We start from the raw sequence: 21977 nt of genomic DNA, 5'->3' as shown, positions 1-21977 counted from the left end.
CGCGGCGGCCGTTCCCGTCCAGAGCGCGGAGGGACTTGAGAGATAGACCGCCGGTCGGTATGATAGACTACTGGTCGGATTCGACCAAATCGCGGCGGGCAAACGTCATGGAGAGTTGGTCATGATATCGAGGTTGGTGGTCCAGACATTCCTGTGGTTCGGCCTAATGGGGGCGCTGCTTTTCGTGTCGGCCGGCACGCTGCGCTGGCCGGGAGCCTGGGTCTATCTGGTGCTGATGGTCGGGCTCAGCCTTACCTTAGGCGTCGCCATGGCGCAGCGCGACCCCGGCCTGATGAATGAGCGGCTGAGCCCTCCCATCCAGAAGAACCAGACCGCGGCCGACAAGATTCTGCTTTCCATCCTGCTCATCGGCATTTTTGCCTGGCAGGTCCTGATGGGGCTCGACTTCCGCTTCGATTGGTCCGCCGTTCCGTTATGGCTGCAGGTGGCCGGCGCGATCGTCCTGCTGCTCGGCATCTGGGTCAGCTACCTGACGATGATGGAAAACAGCTTCGCCGCGCCTGTCGTGAAGATCCAGGACGAGCGCGGGCAAAAAGTGATCACCACCGGGCCGTACGCTTATGTCCGTCATCCGATGTATGCCGGCGCCATTTTCTTCTTCGCCGGCACGGCGCTGCTGCTTGGTTCCTGGTGGGGACTGGCATCCGTGCTCGTCTTCATCGTCCTGCTCGGCATCCGCACCTTCATCGAGGAAAAGACCTTGCGGACCGGCCTGCAGGGCTATGACGATTATGCCGCGCGCGTCCGCTACAAACTGATCCCGATGGTCTGGTAGCGGTCAGGCTGAACCGCCTGCCGCCCTGGCGCGGGCCAGCAACCGCTCGGCCAGCCGCAGATGCGGGCGGTCGTACATCTTGCCGCCGATACCGACGACGCCCGGGTTTCCCGCTGCCGCGAAAGCGTCGACGATCGCCTGCGAGCGCTCGACCGCTTCGGCGGACGGCGTGAAGGCTGCGTTGATGACCGGCACTTGCGCCGGATGGATCGCCATCTTGCCGGTGAAGCCGTCTCGTTCGGCTTGCCGGCACTCGGCCTCGAAACCGGCCATGTCGCGAAAATCCGGAAAGACGGTATCGATTGCCGCGACTTCCGCCGCTCCTGCCGCCAGAATGGTCATGGCGCGGGCCAGGCGAAACACGTCGGTGTAGCGGCCGTTCTCGTCGCGGGCCGTGCGCGCGCCGATCGCCGCCGACAAATCCTCCGCGCCCCATGTCAGGCCGGCAAGCCGCGCGCTTGCCCCCGCATAGCTTGCCGCCGCCAGCACGCCCGCCGCAGTCTCGGTGATGATCGGCAGGATTCTTATGCCGCCGTCCGGCAACCCGCTTTGGGCCTCATGCACCCGAAGCTTCGCCGCCAGTTGCTGGACGTCCTGTCCACTGTTCGACTTGGGCAGCATGATGCCGTCGGGCTTCACCGGGACAAGAGCCGCGAGGTCGTCGTCTGTCAGGCCGGTGGAAAGGTCGTTGACCCGCACATACACGGCGGAACTTGTCCGGTGCCTCTGGCTCGAGATGAAACCGGCCGCGGTCGCGCGCGCCGCAACCTTGTTGGCGGCGGCCACGGAATCCTCGAGATCGACGATGATTATGTCGGCGCCGGCCCCGAATGCTTTTTCCAGCTTTCGCTCGGAATCGCCGGGCACGAAAAGCAGCGAGCGCATCAGGCCGCCTTCTTCAGCATCATCGCCTGCCTGGTGCATTTGGCGACAAGAAAGTCATTTTGATTGTAGGCGCGGTGCTCGAACTCAACGATGCCGCGATCTGGCTTCGATTTGGACTCGCGCACGGAGACGACCGTCGTCTCGACCCGGATGGTGTCGCCGTGAAAAACGGGATGCGGGAAGGTGGTTTCCTTCATGCCGAGATTGGCGACAGTGGTGCCGACGGTGATGTCGTTCACCGAAATGCCGATCATCAGGCCGAGCGTGAACAGCGAATTGACCAACGGCTTGCCCCATTCGGTTTTCGCGGCGAAGTCGAAATCGATGTGCAAAGGCTGCGGGTTCAGCGTCATCACCGAAAATAGCATGTTGTCGCTTTCGGTCACCGTCTTGCGCAGCGTGTGATGGAAGACATGGCCGACGACAAACTCTTCCAGATAAAGCCCGGCCATGGTCGATCTCCTCCAATTTCCCTGCTTGATAGGCGTTGGTTGCGACGCCATCAAGCCGGTTAAGAAACATGGTGAACCGTTCGTAAACCATTTCCAGCCTAACGTTCACAACGGGGCCGGGACCGTTCCGGCAAGGGCGTAGCTGGTCGGTATGGTTGTTTCGCACTTTCTAAAATGGATTGATACGGCAAGGGTTTGCGAGCGCGCAGCCGCCGCGAGCGCGCTGGCGCGTGCCTATATCAATTCCGATCTGCCATTCGAGGATCGCTGCGCCGCCGAGGCGGCGCTCACGCTGCTCCTGGACGACGCTTCCTCCAAGGTGCGCTTTGCGCTTGCCGAGGCGCTGTCGATGAGCCATCACGCACCGCCGCAGGTGATCAGCGCCTTGGCCGCCGACCAGCCGGAAGTGGCTGCGCTGGTGCTGGCGCGTTCGCCGCTGCTTACCGATGCCGATCTCGTCGAACGCGTCGCCTGCGGCCAGAAGGCGACGCAGAAGCTGATCGCCAACCGCCCGGTCGTCTCGATGTCGCTGGCGGCGGCGATCGCCGAGATCGGCGAACCGGAAGCCTGTGCCGCGCTTGTCGGCAACAGCGGCGCCGAGATTGCTTCGTTGAGCTTTCGCCGCATGGCCGAGCGGCATGGTCATCTGCCACTGGTGCGCGAGGCGTTGATTGCCGATCAGCGTCTGCCGGCCGACTGCCGTCACATGCTGCTGGTCAAGCTCGGCGAGACGCTGAAAGGTTCGCCGCTGGTGCTGGCGATGATGGGGGCCGCGCGTGCCGATCGCGTGATGCGCGACGCCTGCGTGAAAGCCTCGGTGACGTTGATCGAGGGGACGCGCATGGAAGAGCATGCCGCGCTGATCGAGCATCTGAGGCTGCGCGGCGACCTCACCGCTGGCTTCATCATCCGCACCATCGCACATGGCAAGGTCGACTTCTTTGGCTCGACACTGGTCGCGCTCGCCCGACAGTCCGAGCAGCGGGTGACGGCGCTTCTCGCCGGCGGGCATGACATAGTGCTGCAGGCGCTGTTCCGCAGCGCCGGGCTTGCACCTGCCACACATGCCATCATCCTGCGCGCGCTCAAGATCTGGCGCGAGGTCGCCAATGGCCGGCGTGTCGCCGGCGTGCAGGAAGTGAGTTGGCTGATGCTGAAGGAACTCGGCGGCCAATCCGCCGAGGGCGATCTTGCCGGGTTGGTGAAGTCGATCCATCTCGAAGCGTTGCGCGAAAACGCGCGCGGGCACGCACTGGCGATCGCGGCCGCTTGAGGCTTCAGCCTCGGCTCCTCGCAAAGAAATCCGGGTAATCTTCCATCGCCGCGGCAATGATGCGCAGCGAGGCGGCGATCTGCAGCACTTCGAGCCGATCGCTACGTTTGGCGATGCTGGCCGCATATTGCCGCGCCACCGCGATCGTCGCGGTCTGTGGCTCACCGGGTCGTCTAAACAGCAATTCGCGCGCCAGGCCGCGCAGGAAGTTGCCGATCGACTCGACCGTTTCGTGCGGGACGGCGGAGTTCAGTTGCGCGTGGCGCAGCCGCAGCACCTCCAGCCCCACGGTGACGGCGGCGATGCTTCCGCCAAGAACGGGGTCGCCCTTGCGGCCCGTCTGCTGCGCCTGCGGCATCAGCTGGTTGATCCGGTCATAGGCAAGGCTCTCGAAGGCGGAACGCCGGGGTATCCGCTCATGCAGGCAAAGCCGTGCCAGGTCCTCGCGCATCGCCTGCGAGATCCGCTCCAGAGTGGCCCAGGGATCGGCAGGCAGCACGACGATGAAGACGCCGATGGCAATCAGGATGCCGACCAGGATCGAGGCCGAGCCGGCGAAGAACGGCCCGGGATCGTAGATCATCTGCTGATGCGGGCTGAGGAAGGCGAGGAAGTTGATGGCGAAGGCGGTGGCGACGCCGACATGGCGCGGATTGGCCATGCCGAGCGCCGCAGGCACTAGGATCGGCACGACGAAGAGCGCGAACCAGCCGAAGCCGGGTAGTGCCGGAAGCGCGATCTGGCCGACCAGAAAGGCAAAAGGCAGTGCCATCAGCGTCCCGGTGAAGAAACCCCAGGCGGATTGCACGGGATCGGGGCGCGCCGCGAACAGGCTGGAGACGACGGCAACGAGGATGACGGTGCCGGCTGCTTCCGACCATTTGGTCGTCAGCCAGAAGATTGCCACCAGCAACGTGGCGAGCGCGGCGCGCACGGCGTTGCGCCATGCGGCCTGGTAGTCGCGGTGGACGACCAGCGCCGGTTGACCTCGCTCGTTCGATTTCCGGGCGACGGGCGAGCGAAGCGCGTCCAGCCCGCGCATGACCTGCTTCAGCGCCTCGGCGAAATCGCCGGCAATGGTGAGGCGGGTGATGGTGCCGACCTTGTCTTCGCTGGTATCGTTTGGGCCGCTATCGGTGGGCAGGCTTGGCATCTCCCGGGCCTTGCCTGTGATCGCGTCGAGCCGGGCGACCCAGGGGCCCGTGTCATCGAGCGCACCGGGTGTCGCCGCGAGTTCGCCGACGAAAGTTTTTAAATCTCGCCGCATCGGGATCAGCGCTGCATTCTTCGGCGCGCGATGGCCATGCAGCGCGCGCGCCGCCGAAAGCGCCCACAGAAGCTGACCGATCGTGCGCCGCACCGGATGGGCGCGAGTGCCGAAGCTCGGCGCTTCCAGCCGCGCATAGGTGCGCATCTCGGCGAGCGTCTGGGCGTCGGCGATCAGCTTGCGCTGGAGCGCGGCAAGGCTCGCCGGATCGCCGCCGGAAAAAGCGCCTGACGCATATTCGGCGAGGTCGAGGATGCTGCGCTTCAGCCGGGAGATGATGGCGTCGGCCGCGAGCTTCGGCAGGATCAGCCGGCTGGTGACGCCGGCGCAGACGATGCCAAGCACGATCTCGGCGCAACGCGCGACAGCGAGGTCGACGACGACGTGCGGCTGTCCGAGGGCCGGCAGGCTGATGATCATCGCCGTATAGCCGGCAAGAGCGGCGCCATAGGCTTCCGGGTTGCGCAGCAATGACGAGACGAGCGTGCAGACGCCGATCCAGAGCGCCAACACCGTGACCAGCAGCCAGGGATTGGCGCCGAACAGGGATGTAATACCGACCGCAGCGAGGCCGCCCGCCAGCGTGCCGAGCAGCCGGTAGAAGCCTTTTGCCAGCACCATGCCGGCCACCGGTTGCGCGACGATGAACACCGTCATCATCGCCCATTGCGGATGGTCGAGCTTCAGCGCGTAGGCAACAAGCAGCGCGATCAACCCCGCCGAAACGGTGCGCAGGGCAAAAATCCAGTCCGATCGGGTCGGCTGCGTCAGACCGCCTAACGGTGTCTCGACAAGCTCTTTCAGCCGCGTCCAGGTCACATCGGTTCTCCGTGCCGGAGACTTTTATGGACCAGCAGGCGATCAGATATCCAGCACGTCCGCCTCGGCGAATTCGGCGCGCTCCTGAATGAAGCGGAAGCGCGCCTCGGGCTTGGTGCCCATCAACGCGTCGACGGCATCCTTGGTCGCCTGCTCGGCCTCGCTGACGTCGACCCTGAGAAGCGTGCGCTTCCTCGGATCCATCGTGGTCTCCTTGAGCTGCGAGGCCATCATCTCGCCCAGGCCCTTGAAGCGGCCGATCTCGACCTTGCCGCGCCCGGTGAATTCGGTACGCAGGAGCTCATCCTTGTGCGCGTCGTCGCGCGCGTAAGCGACCTTGCCGCCCTGCCTGATCGAATAAAGCGGCGGCACGGCCATGTAGAGATGGCCGCCGCGGATCAGGTTCGGCATCTCCTGGTAGAAAAAGGTTATCAGCAGCGAAGCGATATGCGCGCCGTCGACGTCGGCGTCGGTCATGACGATGACGCGGTCGTAACGCAGATCCTCGTCACGGTATTTCGAGCGCGTGCCGCAGCCGAGCGCCTGGACCAGGTCGGATATCTGCTGGTTGGCGGCAAGCTTGTCGTTGCCGGCGCTGGCCACGTTGAGGATCTTGCCGCGCAGCGGCAGCACCGCCTGGCTGGCGCGGTCGCGCGCCTGCTTGGCCGAGCCGCCGGCCGAGTCGCCCTCGACGATGAAAAGCTCGGCGCCGGCGGCGGCATTCTGCGTGCAGTCGGCGAGCTTGCCCGGAAGGCGCAGCTTGCGCACCGCGCTCTTGCGCGAGACTTCCTTTTCCTGGCGGCGGCGCACGCGTTCGTCGGCGCGCGCGATAACCCACTCCAGAAGCTTCGAGGCTTCCTGCGGATTGTCGGCCAGCCAGTGGTCGAACGGGTCGCGCAGGGCATTTTCGACGATGCGCATCGCCTCGATGGTCGCCAGCCTGTCCTTGGTCTGGCCGACGAATTCCGGCTCCCGGATGAACACGGACAGCATGCCGGCGGCCGAGATCATCACGTCCTCGGTGGTGATGACCGAGGCGCGCTTGTTGCCGATCAGGTCGGCATAGGCGCGCAATCCGCGCGTCAGTACATTGCGGAAACCGGCCTCATGCGTGCCGCCTTCGGCGGTCGGAATGGTGTTGCAGTAGGAATTGAGGAAACCATCGCCGCCGAACCATGTCACCGCCCATTCGAGCGAACCGTGGCCGCCCTGCTTGTCGCTCTTTCCGGCGAAAACCTCGCGCGTGACCTGGAACTCGTCGCCCAGCGTCGCCTTGAGATAATCCTTCAGGCCGCCGGGGAAATGGAACTCGGCCTTGGCTGGCGTCTTGTCCTTCTCCTTGATCAGCGACGGATCGCAGGTCCAGCGGATCTCGACGCCGCCGAACAGATATGCCTTCGAGCGCGTCATGCGGTAAAGGCGCGCCGGTTCGAAGGCTGCACCTTTGCCGAAAATCTGCTCGTCCGGGTGGAAGCGGGTCTTCGTGCCGCGGCGGTTGTGGACCTCGCCGAGATGCTCAAGACCGCTGACCGGGACGCCGCGGGAAAAACGCTGGCGGTAGAGCTGACGGCCGCGCGCGACTTCGACCTCGAGGTGGTCGGACAGCGCATTGACAACCGAGACACCGACGCCATGCAGGCCGCCGGAGGTCTCGTAAACCTTGGAGTCGAACTTGCCGCCCGAATGCAGCGTCGTCATGATGACTTCGAGCGCCGGCTTCTTGTATTTCGGATGCGGATCGACTGGAATGCCGCGGCCGTTGTCGGTGACGGTCAGGAAGCCGTCGGCGGAGAGTTCGACGTCGATGAAGGTGGCGTGGCCGGCCACAGCCTCGTCCATCGAATTGTCGATGACCTCGGCAAACAGGTGATGCATCGCCTTGTCGTCGGTGCCGCCGATATACATGCCGGGCCTCCGGCGCACTGGCTCGAGTCCTTCGAGCACCTCGATATCGGCGGCGTTGTAGCCTTCGCTGCCGTCGCGGGCGGCGGTCGAACGCTTCGCGGCCTGCACGAGCGGATCGGCGGCTCGCGACGGCGAGCGCACCGGCTGTGCCGGCTTTTCCACCTTGCCGAAGAGGTCGTTGCTGTCGTCCATGCTGGGGCCTAGCGTCCGGTAATGCGAATCATTTCGCGATACTGCCACGCTTTTGGCGGGCGAACGAGTTCCTGTTCCGTTCAGGGATCAAACTGTCTCATATTCTAAAACCATTCGATAACCAAGCCGGCCGAAATAGGGCGATCCGCGCGCCCCGCTATTCCCGTTTCTTTAACAATGATGCCTAGCGTGGGGCAAACCAACAAAAGACCACGGGCGTCAGGGGTTTCGTTGTGAGGGGCAGGGCCATAACCATGATCGGCATCGCCGCCGTCTTCGGCGCGATCTCGATCTTTGCGGCGGACTTCTGGGTCAAGAGCCAGGCAAAGGCCCAGCCCGAGGTCAAGGTCGTCTCCGTCGAGGCGCCGCAGCAACCCAAGATCGAGTTCAAGACCATCGTTGTGGCTCAAGCGCCGCTGCGCTACGGCATGGAGCTCGGACGACCGCAACTTGCCGAGATCCCGTGGCCGCAGGATTCCCTGCCGCAAGGGGCTTTCCCCACGATCGACAAGCTGCTTGCCGACGGCAGCCGGGTCGTGCTGTCGCCGATCGAGGTCAACGAACCGGTGCTGCTGACCAAGCTGTCGGGCCCGAACGGTCGCGCCACCCTTTCCAACATGCTGTCGCCTGGAATGCGGGCCGTCACCATCCGCACCGACGAGATCGCCGGTGTCGGCGGCTTCATCACGCCGGGAGACCGGGTCGACGTCGTGCTGACGCGTGACGCGGGAGACATCCAGGAAGTGTCCAAGAATGCTCAAGGCGCGGCCGGCTCGACGGTCACGTCCGAGGTCGTCGTCTCCGATGCCAAGGTGCTTTCGGTCGGGCAGGGCGCCGACGAGCGCAAGACCGAGCCGCAGATCGCCAACTCGGTGACCATCGAGGTGACCAACGAGGGGGCGCAGAAGGTGGCGCTTGCCCGCACCGTCGGCACCTTGTCGCTGTCCTTGCGCTCGGCGGCCGACGCCAGCGCCAGCAAAGACGGGCTTACGACAATCTCGTCCTTCGGCGGCTCGGTTGCCGCAAGCGCGCAGGCGAGCGCCGCCTCGCTCGTCAATGCGGTGACGAAGGAGCCCGAGCCGAAATTCAAGACGGTGATCGTGACGCGTGGCGACAAGGTCGAGGAATACAAGGTTCCTTCACGGGAACCGCCGCAGGAACTGCAGCAATAGCCGGTGGGGACCGGCGGGACGGGGTAAGATGTTTGGGTTTGATGCATTTCGGACGACCGGGGGATGGCGCCTGCTTGGCGCGATCGCGCTGGCGGCGGCAATGCTTGGCGTTACCGCGCCGGCAAGGGCGGACAATGACGTCGTCTATGTCTCGGCGAACAAGAACGCCTCGATCAAGGTCGCCAAGGGCAAACCGAAGACGATCATGACGAGCGCCGCCTTCTATCAGATCGTCATCGGCGATCCGGAGATCGCCAACGTCAACCCGCTGACCGACAAATCTTTCTATGTGCTGGGCAACAATCTCGGCACCACCGGTATCGCGCTGTTCGACCAGAACAAGCAGCTTGTCGGCACCATCGACATCGAGGTGACGCTGGACACCGACCAACTGGCCAGCACCATCCGCGCCAGCGTGCCCGACGCCAAGATCAAGGTCGGTTCGGCAAACGGCCGCGTCGTGCTGTCGGGCGAGGCCGACGATGCGGTCGCCGCCGACAAGGCCAGCAAGATCGCGTCGCGTTTTTCCGGCAACGAAGAAGTCATCAACTCGGTCAACATCTCGTCTTCGCAGCAGGTGCAGCTCAACGTCCGTTTCGTCGAGATCAACCGTCAGGCCGGTCAGGATCTGGGCGCCAAATACGCCGCCAATTTCGCCTATGGCATCGGCAATCGCAAAGTCGTGCTGAACCCGGACGGGGGAAACGTGCCGGCTGCCGGAACAGGTGAAATCATCGGTAGCCTGCTGTCGAACGGCGTTTCAATCGACATCGCCATCAAGGCGCTCGAGGAACGCGGTCTGGCGCGGCGGCTTGCGGAACCGAACCTGATTGCACGTTCGGGCCAGACGGCGAGCTTCCTTGCCGGCGGCGAATTCCCGATCCCGGTTTCGGAAGACAATGGCAAGATCAGCGTCACCTACAAGAAGTACGGCGTCGGCCTGGATTTCACGCCGACGGTGCTGAAGGACGGATTGGTAAGCCTCGACATCGCGCCGGAAGTGTCCTCGATCGACCCGTCTGCTTCCATCCAGGTCAGCAGCGGCATTTCCATCCCAGCCTTCATCGTGCGCCGCGCCAGGACATCGGTCGACCTCAAGAACGGCCAGAGCTTCATGATTGCAGGTCTTCTGCAGTCGCAGAACGATATCACGACATCGCGGGTGCCGGGGATAGGCAAGCTGCCGGTGCTCGGTTCGCTGTTCTCCTCGAAATCCTATCAGCGGCGCGAGACCGACCTGGTGATCATCGTCACGCCTTACCTGGTCAAGCCGGTCGATCCGTCGAAGAAGATGGTCGAACCGACCGATGGCACCCAGCCGCCAAGTTCCGCCGACTATTTTCTGAACAACACCGAGGAAGTGGACGCCTCGGCGTCGAAGCGTCCGGTGAGCCTGGCCGACGGCAGCGCCGCCCGCCCGGTGGCCGCCGCCACGTCCGGCCACTTCCTCGACCTGCCGAAGGACTAAGGCCATGCGCACCCCCCTTTGCATCGCTCTGCTTTTGGCCGGTTTCGTTAGCGGTTGCACCAGCGACGACTGTGTGCGCGCCGAAGGGGTGACGCTGGCCGCTGGCAACGCGCAGGCATCCAACACGGCCATGCAAATGGTCGATCCCTGGAAATATGGCGTCCAGAACACCAGGCTCCTGGTGCCGGCTCAACGTCCGGGTTCCGAGACCATTGCCGTCGGTGCGAAGGCCGGTTCCGGGTCGGCATCGACGACATCATCATCAACGACATCGAACTGATGGGCTGACGACGATGGCATCTGGTACCAAGACCAAGAAGATCCTGCTGGTTTCGACGGACAGGACGTTTTTGCAGGACACGCGGACGGCCTTTGCCTCCTCCGAGGTCATCGAGCTTCTGACCGTCGAAAAGAGCGTCAAGGAATTGCGCGGCGAGGTGCAGGATGCCGATTTCGGCGTTGTCATTGTCGACATGGACGCCGCCAAGCTCGAGGAAATCGAGTCCCTGCAGCGCATCATGCGCCGGCTGGAGGGGCGCGTCCCGGTTGTCGTCGTCACCCAGGAATTCAACGCGGCGGCGGTGCGCATCCTGGTGCAGCTCAAGGTCGCCGATTTCCTGGTCAAGCCGATTACGACTGCCGACCTCGTGCGTTCCGTCATCCGTGCCTTGCAGGGGCCGGGGCGGGAAGAGAACACCGAATCGCACATCTATACGTTCATGCCGGCCGCCGGCGGCGTCGGCACCACCACGCTCGCCCTGCAGACAGCCTTCCAGCTGCATCACTCTGTGATGCGCGGCGCCTCGACCTGCGTCGTCGACCTCAATTTCCAGCAGGGCGCCTGCGCCGAATATCTCGACCTCGAACCGCGTTTCGATATCACCGAAATCGAGAACCAGCCGGAGCGCCTCGACCGGCAATTGCTTGATGTGATGCTGTCCAAGCATGCGAGCGGGCTGTGCGTGCTTGCCGCGCCGACGCGCCCCTCGGATATGCGCTCGTTCAAGACCGATGTCGTGGTGCGCATGCTCGACCTCGTGGCGGCTTATTTCGACAATGTCGTCATCGACTTGCCGCGCACCTGGTTCCCCTGGACCGAGACGGTGCTGCTGGGTTCCAACAAGCTCTACATCGTCGCCGAGATGACGGTGCCTTGCCTGCGCCACACGCAGCGTCTCATCCAGGCCGTCTATGAGACCGCCGGCAAGGAAGTGAAGCCCAACGTCATCGTCAACCGCTTCGAGCAGAAGATGTTCGACAGCGGCATCAAGCAGGCCGATGTCCAGGACATACTCGGCGAGCATTTCGTCGGCGGCATCTCCAACAACTACCGACTGGTGCGCGAGGCCGTCGACCGCGGCGTGCCGCTGCACGCCATCGACCCCAACGCCAATGTCGTCAACGACCTGAAGAAGATCATCCTGCCGGAGGAGGCCGTCCAGACCACGGTCAAGTCGAAGTCACTGTTCGGCCTGGGCAAGGGCTTGCTGAAAAGGAAGGCAGGATGACCAGCCGCTTTTCCAACCTGCAGAGCCGTGACGTCCGCCCGCAGCGGGCGCCCGAATCTGCGCCCGTCGCACACAATGCAGTGATCATTCCGACGACCCGCAGGCCGACGCCGCCGAAGCCCGAAGCCGCGCCTGCAAAAAGCGCCAACAAGGTGCTCGATGCGCGCGTGCGCATCCATCGCATGCTGCTCGAAGAGATCAACCTCGTGGCGCTTGAGCGGCTGCCCAAGGATGAAATGCGCCGGCAGGTGCACGAATTCGTTTCCGAAAAGACGCGCAACGAGCGGATGGCGATCAATAACGCCGAGCTAGACTCCCTGGTCGACGACATCGTCGACGAGATGGTCGGTCTCGGGCCCCTGGAGCCGCTGCTCAAGGACCCCGAGATCAACGATATCCTGATCAACGGCCATCAGAACTGCTTCGTCGAAAAGCGCGGCAAGCTGCAGCAGGTCCACATCCCGTTCAAGGATGAAGCGCATCTGCTTCGAATCATTAACAAAATCGTCGCGGCGGTCGGCCGTCGCGTCGATGAATCGCAGCCGATGGTCGACGCCCGAATGCTCGACGGCTCGCGCTTCAACGCGGCGATCCGCCCGGTCGGCGTCGACGGGCCGCTGGTCTCGATCCGCAAATTTTCCAAGAACAAGCTCGGCCTGCACAAGCTGGTCGAATTCGGCGCCATCACCCAGAACATGGCCGAGGTGCTGGCGGCGGCGGTGCATGCCCGCAAGACCACGATCATCTCCGGCGGCACCGGCACCGGCAAGACGACGATGCTCAATGCCCTGTCGGCTTTCATTCCGGAAGACGAACGCCTGATCACCATCGAGGACGCGGCCGAGCTGCAATTGCAGCAGCCGCATGTCGCGCGCATGGAAACACGCCCGGCCAACATCGAGGGCCACGGCGAATTGAAGCAGCGCGACCTCGTCAAGAATGCGCTGCGCATGCGCCCCGACCGCGTCATCCTCGGCGAGTGCCGCGGCGAGGAAGCCTTCGACATGCTGCAGGCGATGAACACCGGCCATGAAGGCTCGATGGCCACCATCCACGCCAACACGCCGCGCGACGCCATCTCACGTCTGGAACAGATGCTCGGCATGACCGGCATGCCGATGACGGTGCAGTCGATCCGCAGCCAGATCTCCAGTGCCATCGACATCATCGTCCAGCTGACGCGCCTTTCCGACGGCAAGCGCAAGGTGACCAGCGTCGCCGAGGTGACCGGCATGGAAGGCGACGTCATCCAGATGCAGGAGATTTTCCGCTTCGTGCGCACCGGCATGGAGGCGGACGGCAAGATCCTAGGCCACTTCGAGGCGACGGGCATCCGTCCGCGCTTCCTCGAGGATCTGCGCAACATGGGCATCGAATTCCCGGGCAAGTATTTTGAACCCGGCCGGCCGCAGGACTAAGGCCGATGCTGGATGGCTTCAGCCCGATCTACGCCGTGTACGCAGCGGCGGCGCTCACCGGCATCATGATCGCCGAGGGCTGCTATCTGCTCTATGCCGGGCGCAGCGACAAGCGCACGGCAATCAACCGCCGCATGAAGCTTGCGGAGAACAAGATCAGCCAGGAGCAGGTGCTGATCCAGCTGCGCAAGGAGCGCGGGATCGACGGCGCCACATCCATCTTTTCCCTCGACCGCTTCCGCGCCTTGCGAACGCAGTCCGGCATGACCACACCGCTGCCGAAATTCCTGATGATCACCTCGGGTGTGGCCGCGGCACTGGCGCTCGTGGCGATCTGGAAGGGCTTGCCGCTCTTGTTCGGCCTGGTCCTTTTTCTCATGTTGCTGCCAGTTCTGCCTGTGATGGCAATGCGCTGGATGCGCAAGCGCCGGCTCAAGCGGTTCGGGATACAACTGCCTGAGGCGCTGGAACTCATTACGCGCGGCCTGAAGGCTGGTCATCCGGTGCCGGTGGCTGTTGCCATGGTGTCGCGCGAAATGGCCGATCCGATCGGCACCGAGTTCGGTGTCGTCGCCGACGAGGTGACCTATGGCTCCGACCTGGTCTCGGCGCTGAACAACCTGTTCGATCGGGTGGGTCACGAAGACTTGCCGCTGTTCGTCACGGCGGTGTCGATCCAAAGCAGTTCGGGCGGCAATCTGCGCGAGATCCTCGACGGTCTGTCCGCGACGATCCGCGATCGCGGCAAGCTGCGCCGCAAGGTCCGCGCCATTTCGACGGAAGGGCGCATGTCGGCTTACATCCTGACCGCGGTGCCGGTGCTTCTGTTCACCGCCATCATGGTGTTGATGCCGCAGTTTTACCAAGATGTCTGGGACGTGCCGAAGACCTGGTACATGCTGAGCGGCTCCATCATCTGGCTGCTGCTCGGCAACGCCATCATGTTCAAGATGTCGAATTTCAGGTTCTGAGATGGAAGACATCATTCGCTTCCTCGCTTCGCTGGCGCCGACTTCGCTGATGCCCGTGGCCATATTGCTGCTGGCGCTGGGCGGCGGCGCGGTGGCCTGGCCGCTCGTGCTTGCCAAGGGCGATCGCAGCGATATCAAGCGCCGGCTGAAAGTCGAGCTGGCGCTGCCGGTCGAACACGTGGAGCCCGCGCCCAAGAAGAATACGAATGTCGTGCGCGAGAAGGCGGTGCGGCGGGCGCAGGAGTTCTACGCCAAGAGCGATCCGGAAAACGTCGCGCGGCTGCGCATGAAGCTCATCCAGGCCGGCTACATGGAGCCGCGCGCCGTCGGCACGTTCTTCCTGGTCCGTTTCGCCACCCTGGTCGGCGCAGCGCTCGGCGCGTTCCTGGTCAACCACTGGGCGGCAAGTGCCGAGTCGACCATGACCAGCCGCTGGACCTTCATCATCCTGTCGGGCGCCGGCGGCTATTTCCTGCCCGGCCTGATATTGACGCAGAAGGTGCGGGAAAAGATGCGCGAATACCGCAACGGCTTTCCAGATTTCATGGATCTGATGATCGTCTGCTCCGATGCCGGCATGAGCATGGAGGCTGGCATCGAACGCGTTTCCAAGGAGCTTGCCCGAACCTATCCATCGCTCAGCCAGAACCTGATGCTGGTGTCGCTGGAATTGCGCGCCGGCCGCAGCCTCGACGATGCGCTGAAGGCGCTTGCCGACCGCCTCAGCCTCGATGAGGTGCGTTCTTTCGCGACGCTGCTGCAGCAATCCAAGGAGCTCGGCACCAGCCTGTCGGGCTCGCTGCGTGTCTTCTCCGACGAAATGCGGCACAAGCGCATGTCGCTGGCCGAGGAGAAAGCGCATGCCTTGCCGGCCAAGATGTCGGTTCCGGTGACGGTCTGCATCCTGCCGGTGGTGCTGATGATCGCCATAATACCGATCATCGTGAAGCTGACCGCCCACCACTAGAGCGTTTCACGGAAACCCGCGAACCGCTCTATCTCTTTGTTTTGACGCAATTCCGGACGGAAGGCTACGGCGAAGTCGGCGAGCCTAAACCGCTCACACTTTTCCTGGAATTGCTCTAAATCCAGGCGCCGGCGCTGGTTAACGCATCGTTTGCAGGCTACCAAAACTTAGCTGCATTTCGGCACCGAAGCTTAATCGCTCCCCTGTATGGTCTTTACCTGAAGAACGACCCGGCAAATCGGGCGATGGGGCAGGGGCATGCGTCAGAGATTTCCCAGGGCAGCGGCGGCGTTGGCGGCCGTCTTGATGATCACCGGCTGCACGACGAACAACAACGTCGACACGACCAAGACCACGGCAATCCAGCCGGTGGCCAAGGATGTCAGCGCCAACGACCTCGTTGAAGGCAAAGCGCAGTTCCGGGAGGCGAATTTCGGCCTTGCCGAACAGCATTTCCGCAAGGCGGTCGAACTCAAATCCGACGATGCCGAGGCCTGGATGGGGCTTGCCGCGTCCTATGACGAGCTTGGCCGTTTCGACTTCGCCGACCGTGCCTATGCGCAGCTGGTGAAGGTCGCCGGGCGCAAACCTCAGATCGTCAACAATATGGGCTATTCGCAGCTCCTGCGCGGCAACAAGAAAAAGGCGCGCGTGCTGCTGCTCGAGGCCAAGGCCGGCATGGCCGACCAGACGGTGGTCAACGCCAATCTGGCGCTGCTCGACAAAGGCTGATCAAGTTTCTATTACATCCGTCCTGCCAATGGCTTTCTCTCTGAAAGTCGACGCTTTGTAAACCTTGTATCGAAGTCAAGTCGAGGTGACAGTCGAAAACGGTTTTCGACGAGCCGCGACGATCTACAATCAGGCGAGCGGCGACTTCCCGAGGGCAGGTGATTCACAGATGTTGGATTTCAGTTCGCTCCTGCTTGCGGCGGCACTGTCGGGCACATGCCTCAGCATCACCATGTTTGCGATCTGGCTCACCACGCCGAGGACGCGCTTCGTGCTCACGGTCGCCTGCGGCATCTTGGTGCTCGTAGCCCATGTCGTCGCGTTCTGGCGTTACACCAAGGATGCCGATCCCTGGCTGTGCCAGGTCGTGCTCGCGCTGCTCACCCTGGGTTTCCTGGTCATCTGCCTGTCGGCCATGCAGTATCTTGGTTTTCGCGACTACCGCCGCGGCATCGTACCGACATTTGCAGCCATGGCCGCCTGCACCGCTTTCACCTATTTCGGTTTCGATGGCATCGGCTTCCAGATCACTTACGCGACCGTGACGGCGCTGCTCGCCGCGATCGGGACGATGTTCTGGATGAAAGGCGATCATGACCGCCGCATCCTTCTGGTCGTCTCCTTCCTGAGCGGAGCCTGCGGCATATCCTTCGCGCTGTGCGGCCTGGTGCTGCTTGTCGAGGGCCAATGGGTGCTTGGCGCCGCGCCCGACAACTGGGCGGAGCGTTTGAACTCCGTCATCGCGGTCGCCTGCATGACCGGCCTCGGCGCGCTGACGCTTTCGCTGCACCACCTGCAGGCGCAGATCGAGCTCAAGGCCGAGACAATGACCGATCCGTTGACCGGCCTGATGAACCGCAGGGCGCTGAACGAGCTTTACGGCGATCGCAGCTTCGGTCCGTTCATGGCGATCGCGATGTTCGACCTCGATCATTTCAAGACGACCAACGACGTCTTCGGCCATCCGGTCGGCGATCAGGTTCTTTGCCGCTTCGCGGCGGTGATCAACAAGTACGGCAGGGCAGGGGTCGACGCCTTCCGGCTGGGCGGCGAGGAATTCGCGCTCGTCATGTCGCGCGTGACGCCGGAAAAGGCGCATGACATGGCAAGCCGGATCGGTGTCGCGTTCGGCACCGAGATCGTTCCGACCCATCGCGGTCCGCTGCGCAGCAGCGTCAGCGGAGGCATGGGATTCGGCTCGGCCGCGGGCGCCCCCCTGGACGAGGTGCTGGCGCAAGCCGACGCGGCGCTCTATGCGGCCAAGCGTGCCGGGCGCAACCGCGTCGTCACGCAGCAGGACGGAGCGGGCCAGCCCGATGCCGGGCCGGCCCTGAAAACCGCCTGAACAAACCGTCTACTCCGCGGCGCCGAGATATTCCGACAGCGGTGGGCACGAGCAGACCAGATTGCGGTCGCCGGCGACGTTGTCGATGCGCGACACCGGCGGCCAGTATTTTGCCGAAAGATCCGCGTCGCCCGCCGGATAGGCGGCCTCCAACCGCGAATAGGGATGGGTCCATGCGCCTGCCAGCGCCTCCGCGGCGGTATGCGGGGCGTTGACTAGCGGATTGTCGTTGGACGGCCACTCGCCTTTCGCCACTTTCGCCGCTTCGCCGGCGATGGCGATCATCGCCTCGCAGAAGCGGTCGAGCTCGCGCTTGGGCTCGGACTCGGTCGGCTCGACCATCAGTGTGCCGGCAACCGGGAACGACATGGTCGGCGCATGAAAGCCGTAGTCGATCAGGCGTTTGGCGATGTCGTCTACGCTGATGCCGGCGCTTTCCTTGAGCACGCGGGTGTCGAGAATGCACTCATGGGCGATGCGATCGCTCCGGCCCTTGTAGAGGAGCGGGAAATGCGGCGCGAGCCGCGTCGCCACGTAGTTGGCGGAAACGATCGCCGTCTCGGTCGCCTGCTTCAGGCCGGAGCCGCCCATCATGCGGATATACATCCAGGTGATCGGCAGGATGGAAGCGCTGCCGAAGGGAGCGGCCGCCACGGCATGCGCCGAGCCTTCGGTGACATGGCCCGGCAGATAGGGTTTGAGATGCGCCCTGACGCCGATCGGACCGACGCCCGGGCCGCCGCCGCCATGCGGGATGCAGAAGGTCTTGTGCAGGTTCATGTGGCAGACGTCGGCGCCGATATCGCCGGGACGGGCGAGGCCGACCAGGGCGTTGAGGTTGGCGCCGTCGAAATAGACCTGGCCGCCATGCTCGTGGATCAGCGCGCAGAGATGGCGCGCGCCTTCCTCGTAGACGCCATGCGTCGAGGGGTAGGTGAACATGAGCGCCGCGAGGTCCTTGGAGTGCTCGTTGGCCTTGGCGCGCAGATCGTCCATGTCGATATTGCCGTCGTCCAGGCAACGCACGACGACGACGCTCATGCCGGCCATCGCGGCGCTCGCCGGATTGGTGCCGTGCGCGGAAGACGGGATCAGGCAGACGGTGCGGTGGCCTTCGCCGCGCGCGCGGTGGTAGGCGCGGATGGCAAGCAGGCCGGCATACTCGCCCTGGCTGCCGGCATTGGGCTGCAAGGTCACCGCGTCGAAGCCGGTGATCTCCGACAACCAGGCTTCGAGCTCGCCGGCCATGGCGCGGTAGCCCGCCGAGTGGCTGGCCGGCGCGAAGGGATGCAAATTGGCGACGCTCGGCCAGCTCACCGGCATCATTTCGGCCGCGGCATTGAGCTTCATGGTGCAGGATCCGAGCGGGATCATGGTGCGGTCGAGCGCCAGATCCTTGTCGGCCAGCCGGCGCAGGAAGCGCATCATCTCGGTTTCCGAGCGGTTCTCGTGGAAGACCGGCTGGGTCAGGAACTCCTTGCCCCGCGGCTTGCCCGGCATCGAACCGCGTCCCGCGCCCGGCTTGGCGCCGAAGAGGCCGGCGATCGCCTCGAGATCGTCTTCCGTCGAGGTCTCGTCGAAAGCGATGCTGACATGGTCGGCATCGATGACGCGCAGCAGCCGGCCGGTCTTTTCGGCGGCTTGCGCGATCGAAGCCGCCTTGCCCTCCACATCGGCCGTCACCGTGTCGAAGCGGCTCGCGCCGAGCACGGAAACGCCTGCTGCCTTGAGGCCGGAGGCAAGGCGGTCGGCCAGGTTATGAACATGGCCGGCAATCGCCTGCAGGCCGGCTGGGCCGTGCCAGATCGCATAGGCCGTCGCCATGTTGGCGAGCAGCGCCTGCGCCGTGCAGATGTTGGAGGTGGCCTTGTCGCGGCGGATATGCTGCTCGCGCGTCTGCAGCGCCAGCCGATAGCCGGGACGGCCCTTGGTGTCTGTCGACTGACCGACGAGACGGCCGGGCATAAGACGGGTCAATTTGTCGGACACGGCGCAATAGGCGGCATGCGGGCCGCCAAAGCCCATCGGCACGCCGAAGCGCTGCATGGGACCGACGGCGATGTCGGCGCCGAGCTTTGCCGGCGCGTCCGTCAGCGTGAGCGCCAGCGGGTCGGCGATGAAGACGACCAGCGCGCCGGCGGCGCGGGCCTTTTCGATCGCCGCCTTGTGGTCGCCATAGACGCCGAAGGTGTCGGGCCAGGATACGAGCAAGGCCGCGGTGTTGTCGTCGATCGTCTCACCGTCGACCTCGATGCCGAGCGGCTCGGCGCGGGTGCGCACGACATCCAGCGTCTGCGGATGCGGCGTGCCGGCAAGCGCCACCTTGGTGCGCTTGTCGCGGTGGTGGCGCAGCGCAATGCCGACAGCTTCGGCGACGGCGGTGGCTTCATCGAGCAGCGAGGCCGAAGCCACCGGCAGGCCGGTGAGCTCGGCGACCAAAGTCTGGAAGTTGAACAGCATTTCCAGCCGGCCCTGGCTGATCTCGGCCTGGTAGGGCGTGTAGGCCGTGTACCAGGCCGGATTCTCGAACAGGTTGCGTTGGATGACCGGCGGCACGAAGACGCCATGATAGCCGGCGCCGATGAAGCTCTTCAGCACCGTGTTCTTCGCCATGATCGCCGACAATTCGGCCAGCGCTTCCGCTTCGCTCGCCGGAGCGGGCAGGTTGAGCGGCAAGTCGAGGCGAATCGATCTCGGCACAGCCTGGCTGATCAGCGTTTCGACGGATGGAACGCCGATGGTGGCGAGCATTGCCCTGACGTCGCTGACGCCGGGGCCGATATGGCGGGCCGAGAAGGGAATAGGTGCTGCGGTCATTTCCAGAATCCTGCTATCAGCCGATATGGGCTTTGTAGGCGGTCTCATCCATCAGGCTGTCGAGCTGGCTTTCGTTGGCAAGCTTCATCTTCCAGAGCCAGCCGTCGCCGATCGCCGCCGAATTGACCAGCGAGGGGTCGGCGGACAGTGAGGCGTTGGCTTCGGTGATCTCGCCGTCGACCGGCGCGTAGACGTCCGATGCCGCCTTGACGGATTCGACGACGACGGCGGTGTCGCCCTTGATGAGCTTGCGGCCGACTTCCGGCAGCTCGACGAAAACGAGATCTCCGAGCTGTTCCTGCGCATAGTCGGTGATGCCGACGGTGGCGACGCCACCTTCGACGCGAAGCCATTCATGATCTTGCGTGAAATAGGTCTTTGCCATCGGGAACTTATCCTTTGCGGTAGCGATGTGGGGTGAAGGGCAGGGCGGCGATGTCGACAGGGATTTTGGTCCCACGGACATCGGCGAAGAGCTTCGTGCCGGGTTTTGCCAGCGCCGCATTTACGTGGCCCATGGCGACCGGATGCCCGGCCGAAGGGCCGAAGCCGCCGGAGGTGACGTGGCCGGCCGGATGGCCGTCGGCATCGACGAGCGCCGCACCCGCGCGCACCGGCTGGCGTCCGTCGGGCTTCAGGCCAACGCGCTTCTGCGACGGCCCGCGCTCGAGAATCGAGCGCAGTGCGTCGGCGCCGATGAAATGGCCGGCGGCGCGAACCTCCTTGGGGATTGCCCACATCAATCCGGCGCTTGCCGGATCGATCTCGGGCGTCAGGTCCTGACCGTGTAGGCAGAGACCTGCCTCGAGGCGCAGGCTGTCGCGGGCGGCAAGGCCGATCCACTGCACGCGCTCGTCTTCCAGGAGCTTGGCGACGAGATCGCGGGCTTCCGCTTCCGGCAGCCCGATTTCGAAGCCGTCCTCGCCGGTGTAGCCGGAACGGCTCATGAACCAGTTTTGCCGCGGCTCGATGCCGTGCATGAAGAGCAGCGAGCCGGTCTCGATGCCCGCGCGGGACAGAGCAGCCCATGCCTCGGGACCCTGGATGGCCAGGAAAACCCGGTCGAGCGGTTCCACGCTGACGTCGAAATCCGCGGCCAGCGCGTAAAGATGCTTTTCGTCCTCGACGGCGTTGCCGGCGTTGGCCACCACCATGAATCGGTCGTTGCCGAGGCGCGTGACGATCAGGTCGTCGATGATGCCTGCCGCCTCGTTGAGGAAGAAGGTGTATTTGGACTGCGAGATTTCCAGCGCGCGGGCATCGAAAGGGCAGGCGCGGTTCAGCAGCGCCGCGGCGCCCGGGCCGCTGACCTCGAAAAGCTTCATATGCGAGATGTCGAACAGCCCGGCATGGTCGCGCGTGTGAAGATGCTCCTTCATCACGCCGGGCGGGTAGGTGAGCGGCATCGACCAGCCGGCGAAGGCGCCGAAACGCGCGCCCGCGGCCTGGTGCAAATCCTCGAGGGGGAGGTGGGTGGTGTCTTCGCCTGTGGTGTCTTGGCCTGTCATGTCTTCTCCAGAGTCGCACGCCAATCGACCGCCGTTGGCGGCCTGTTCGTGCCCCTCTGTCTGAAGCCTGAGAGACTCGCGCCCCGTAACTCTGTCGGCAGCGCTTACACCTTCGGCGCGGGAAGATTCCCGACTTTCCAGAGTTGTCTTTCCCGTTTACGGTTCTTTTGCCTGAGAGATTTCGGGCGATTTCCCCTTCGGCGACAGCTTGCGCTGCTCTCTCCCGCAAACAGGAAGGACTCAGTCGCCTGAGCCCTCGACGCGCCATCCATAGCTCGTCGGCGACACCTTGTCACCTCCCAGCGACATCTAAGGTGCACCGATATTCAGGTGAGGCCGGTCTGCAAATGGCGGCTTCCTGCGCTTCCGGTGCTCATATGTGGACGGCCCCCTGCTTGCAAGGCTTTGGCTGGAGATGATTTGATCGGATCGCTTGCGCTCATATGTCCGGCCTTTTGCGCGCGGATATGTGAGCGCTGGCC

Annotated in this window: 18 protein-coding genes and 1 riboswitch; of the genes, 11 read left to right on the top strand and 7 right to left on the bottom strand. The window is 64.0% G+C overall.

Translation table 11 applies throughout. The features are described 5' to 3' along the window. The first annotated feature begins 121 nt into the window (after positions 1-121). Positions 122-796, top strand: a complete 675-nt coding sequence (locus RFM68_RS04500; RefSeq protein ID WP_320231506.1) for a methyltransferase family protein — start codon at positions 122-124, stop codon at positions 794-796. A 3-nt stretch (positions 797-799) separates the two neighbouring features. Here RFM68_RS04500 and RFM68_RS04495 read toward each other — a convergent pair whose 3' ends face one another. Together RFM68_RS04495 and RFM68_RS04490 are read right to left on the bottom strand one after the other, a co-directional pair. Beyond that, the gene (locus RFM68_RS04495) at positions 800-1681 is read right to left on the bottom strand and encodes an HpcH/HpaI aldolase/citrate lyase family protein (RefSeq protein ID WP_320231504.1); all 882 of its coding nucleotides are present in this window, start codon (positions 1679-1681) and stop codon (positions 800-802) included. Beyond that, positions 1681-2133 carry a MaoC family dehydratase gene (locus tag RFM68_RS04490; protein ID WP_320231502.1) on the bottom strand — a complete coding sequence of 151 codons (453 nt, stop codon included), beginning with the start codon at positions 2131-2133 and terminating at the stop codon, positions 1681-1683. Before RFM68_RS04490 ends, RFM68_RS04495 begins: the two co-directional genes overlap by 1 nt. A gap of 151 nt (positions 2134-2284) precedes the next feature. Between RFM68_RS04490 and RFM68_RS04485 the strand changes: the two genes are divergently transcribed. Beyond that, on the top strand, positions 2285-3406 hold the full coding sequence (locus tag RFM68_RS04485) for a DUF2336 domain-containing protein (protein WP_320231501.1): 1122 nt from the start codon (positions 2285-2287) through the stop codon (positions 3404-3406). 4 nt (positions 3407-3410) lie between these two features. On the opposite strand, the gene RFM68_RS04480 is transcribed toward RFM68_RS04485, so the two are convergent. Together RFM68_RS04480 and parE are read right to left on the bottom strand one after the other, a co-directional pair. Continuing rightward, the gene (locus tag RFM68_RS04480) at positions 3411-5492 is read right to left on the bottom strand and encodes an FUSC family protein (protein WP_320231499.1); all 2082 of its coding nucleotides are present in this window, start codon (positions 5490-5492) and stop codon (positions 3411-3413) included. A 42-nt stretch (positions 5493-5534) separates the two neighbouring features. Next, positions 5535-7589 (bottom strand): DNA topoisomerase IV subunit B, encoded by a 2055-nt coding sequence (gene parE, locus RFM68_RS04475; RefSeq protein WP_320231497.1) that lies wholly within the window; start codon positions 7587-7589, stop codon positions 5535-5537. A gap of 254 nt (positions 7590-7843) precedes the next feature. Between parE and cpaB the strand changes: the two genes are divergently transcribed. The 9 genes from cpaB to RFM68_RS04430 all read left to right on the top strand — a co-directional run bounded on the left by cpaB (position 7844) and on the right by RFM68_RS04430 (position 17170). Continuing rightward, positions 7844-8761, top strand: a complete 918-nt coding sequence (gene cpaB, locus RFM68_RS04470) for a Flp pilus assembly protein CpaB (protein WP_320231495.1) — start codon at positions 7844-7846, stop codon at positions 8759-8761. Between the two features lie 28 nt (positions 8762-8789). Further along, positions 8790-10229 carry a type II and III secretion system protein family protein gene (locus tag RFM68_RS04465; protein WP_320231493.1) on the top strand — a complete coding sequence of 480 codons (1440 nt, stop codon included), beginning with the start codon at positions 8790-8792 and terminating at the stop codon, positions 10227-10229. A gap of 4 nt (positions 10230-10233) precedes the next feature. After that, entirely contained in the window at positions 10234-10509 is a 276-nt protein-coding gene (locus RFM68_RS04460; protein WP_320231491.1) for a hypothetical protein, read from the top strand. Positions 10510-10522: 13 nt separating this feature from the next. Beyond that, on the top strand, positions 10523-11737 hold the full coding sequence (locus tag RFM68_RS04455; protein WP_320231489.1) for a CpaE/TadZ family protein: 1215 nt from the start codon (positions 10523-10525) through the stop codon (positions 11735-11737). Continuing rightward, complete coding sequence (locus RFM68_RS04450; protein ID WP_320231487.1) at positions 11734-13155, top strand: TadA family conjugal transfer-associated ATPase; 1422 nt, start codon at positions 11734-11736, stop codon at positions 13153-13155. The genes RFM68_RS04455 and RFM68_RS04450 overlap by 4 nt, the downstream gene beginning before the upstream one ends. Before the next feature lie 5 nt (positions 13156-13160). Next, positions 13161-14126 carry a type II secretion system F family protein gene (locus RFM68_RS04445; RefSeq protein WP_320231485.1) on the top strand — a complete coding sequence of 322 codons (966 nt, stop codon included), beginning with the start codon at positions 13161-13163 and terminating at the stop codon, positions 14124-14126. 1 nt (position 14127) lies between these two features. Next, complete coding sequence (locus RFM68_RS04440; protein WP_320231483.1) at positions 14128-15093, top strand: type II secretion system F family protein; 966 nt, start codon at positions 14128-14130, stop codon at positions 15091-15093. Between the two features lie 258 nt (positions 15094-15351). Next, the gene (locus tag RFM68_RS04435; RefSeq protein WP_320231481.1) at positions 15352-15825 is read left to right on the top strand and encodes a hypothetical protein; all 474 of its coding nucleotides are present in this window, start codon (positions 15352-15354) and stop codon (positions 15823-15825) included. A 169-nt stretch (positions 15826-15994) separates the two neighbouring features. Beyond that, positions 15995-17170, top strand: a complete 1176-nt coding sequence (locus RFM68_RS04430; RefSeq protein WP_320231479.1) for a GGDEF domain-containing protein — start codon at positions 15995-15997, stop codon at positions 17168-17170. Positions 17171-17179: 9 nt separating this feature from the next. Here RFM68_RS04430 and gcvP read toward each other — a convergent pair whose 3' ends face one another. Genes gcvP through gcvT form a run of 3 tightly spaced genes read right to left on the bottom strand, consistent with a single transcriptional unit; the run spans position 17180 to position 21495 of the window. After that, positions 17180-19987, bottom strand: coding sequence for an aminomethyl-transferring glycine dehydrogenase (gcvP, locus tag RFM68_RS04425; protein ID WP_320231477.1), 2808 nt, complete (start codon positions 19985-19987; stop codon positions 17180-17182). A gap of 16 nt (positions 19988-20003) precedes the next feature. Beyond that, positions 20004-20372 carry a glycine cleavage system protein GcvH gene (gcvH, locus tag RFM68_RS04420; RefSeq protein ID WP_320231475.1) on the bottom strand — a complete coding sequence of 123 codons (369 nt, stop codon included), beginning with the start codon at positions 20370-20372 and terminating at the stop codon, positions 20004-20006. 7 nt (positions 20373-20379) lie between these two features. Continuing rightward, positions 20380-21495, bottom strand: coding sequence for a glycine cleavage system aminomethyltransferase GcvT (gcvT, locus tag RFM68_RS04415; protein WP_320231474.1), 1116 nt, complete (start codon positions 21493-21495; stop codon positions 20380-20382). A 149-nt stretch (positions 21496-21644) separates the two neighbouring features. Then, a riboswitch (glycine riboswitch) is annotated at positions 21645-21731 on the bottom strand. Between the last annotated feature and the right edge of the window lie 246 nt (positions 21732-21977).

Source organism: Mesorhizobium montanum (genome assembly GCF_033977145.1).
Lineage (GTDB): Bacteria > Pseudomonadota > Alphaproteobacteria > Rhizobiales > Rhizobiaceae > Mesorhizobium > Mesorhizobium montanum.
This window is presented reverse-complemented; position numbering and strand designations above follow the sequence as displayed.

Bases quoted from the DNA above. Each gene is read 5' to 3' on its own strand.
- RFM68_RS04440 (WP_320231483.1), top strand. From the start codon at position 14,128: ATGGAAGACATCATTCGCTTCCTCGCTTCGCTGGCGCCGACTTCGCTG.
- RFM68_RS04455 (WP_320231489.1), top strand. From the start codon at position 10,523: ATGGCATCTGGTACCAAGACCAAGAAGATCCTGCTGGTTTCGACGGAC.
- RFM68_RS04445 (WP_320231485.1), top strand. From the start codon at position 13,161: ATGCTGGATGGCTTCAGCCCGATCTACGCCGTGTACGCAGCGGCGGCG.
- gcvP (WP_320231477.1), bottom strand. From the start codon at position 19,987: ATGACCGCAGCACCTATTCCCTTCTCGGCCCGCCATATCGGCCCCGGC.
- gcvT (WP_320231474.1), bottom strand. From the start codon at position 21,495: ATGACAGGCCAAGACACCACAGGCGAAGACACCACCCACCTCCCCCTC.
- RFM68_RS04430 (WP_320231479.1), top strand. From the start codon at position 15,995: ATGTTGGATTTCAGTTCGCTCCTGCTTGCGGCGGCACTGTCGGGCACA.
- parE (WP_320231497.1), bottom strand. From the start codon at position 7,589: ATGGACGACAGCAACGACCTCTTCGGCAAGGTGGAAAAGCCGGCACAG.
- RFM68_RS04465 (WP_320231493.1), top strand. From the start codon at position 8,790: ATGTTTGGGTTTGATGCATTTCGGACGACCGGGGGATGGCGCCTGCTT.
- RFM68_RS04490 (WP_320231502.1), bottom strand. From the start codon at position 2,133: ATGGCCGGGCTTTATCTGGAAGAGTTTGTCGTCGGCCATGTCTTCCAT.
- gcvH (WP_320231475.1), bottom strand. From the start codon at position 20,372: ATGGCAAAGACCTATTTCACGCAAGATCATGAATGGCTTCGCGTCGAA.
- cpaB (WP_320231495.1), top strand. From the start codon at position 7,844: ATGATCGGCATCGCCGCCGTCTTCGGCGCGATCTCGATCTTTGCGGCG.
- RFM68_RS04485 (WP_320231501.1), top strand. From the start codon at position 2,285: ATGGTTGTTTCGCACTTTCTAAAATGGATTGATACGGCAAGGGTTTGC.
- RFM68_RS04435 (WP_320231481.1), top strand. From the start codon at position 15,352: ATGCGTCAGAGATTTCCCAGGGCAGCGGCGGCGTTGGCGGCCGTCTTG.
- RFM68_RS04495 (WP_320231504.1), bottom strand. From the start codon at position 1,681: ATGCGCTCGCTGCTTTTCGTGCCCGGCGATTCCGAGCGAAAGCTGGAA.
- RFM68_RS04500 (WP_320231506.1), top strand. From the start codon at position 122: ATGATATCGAGGTTGGTGGTCCAGACATTCCTGTGGTTCGGCCTAATG.
- RFM68_RS04460 (WP_320231491.1), top strand. From the start codon at position 10,234: ATGCGCACCCCCCTTTGCATCGCTCTGCTTTTGGCCGGTTTCGTTAGC.
- RFM68_RS04450 (WP_320231487.1), top strand. From the start codon at position 11,734: ATGACCAGCCGCTTTTCCAACCTGCAGAGCCGTGACGTCCGCCCGCAG.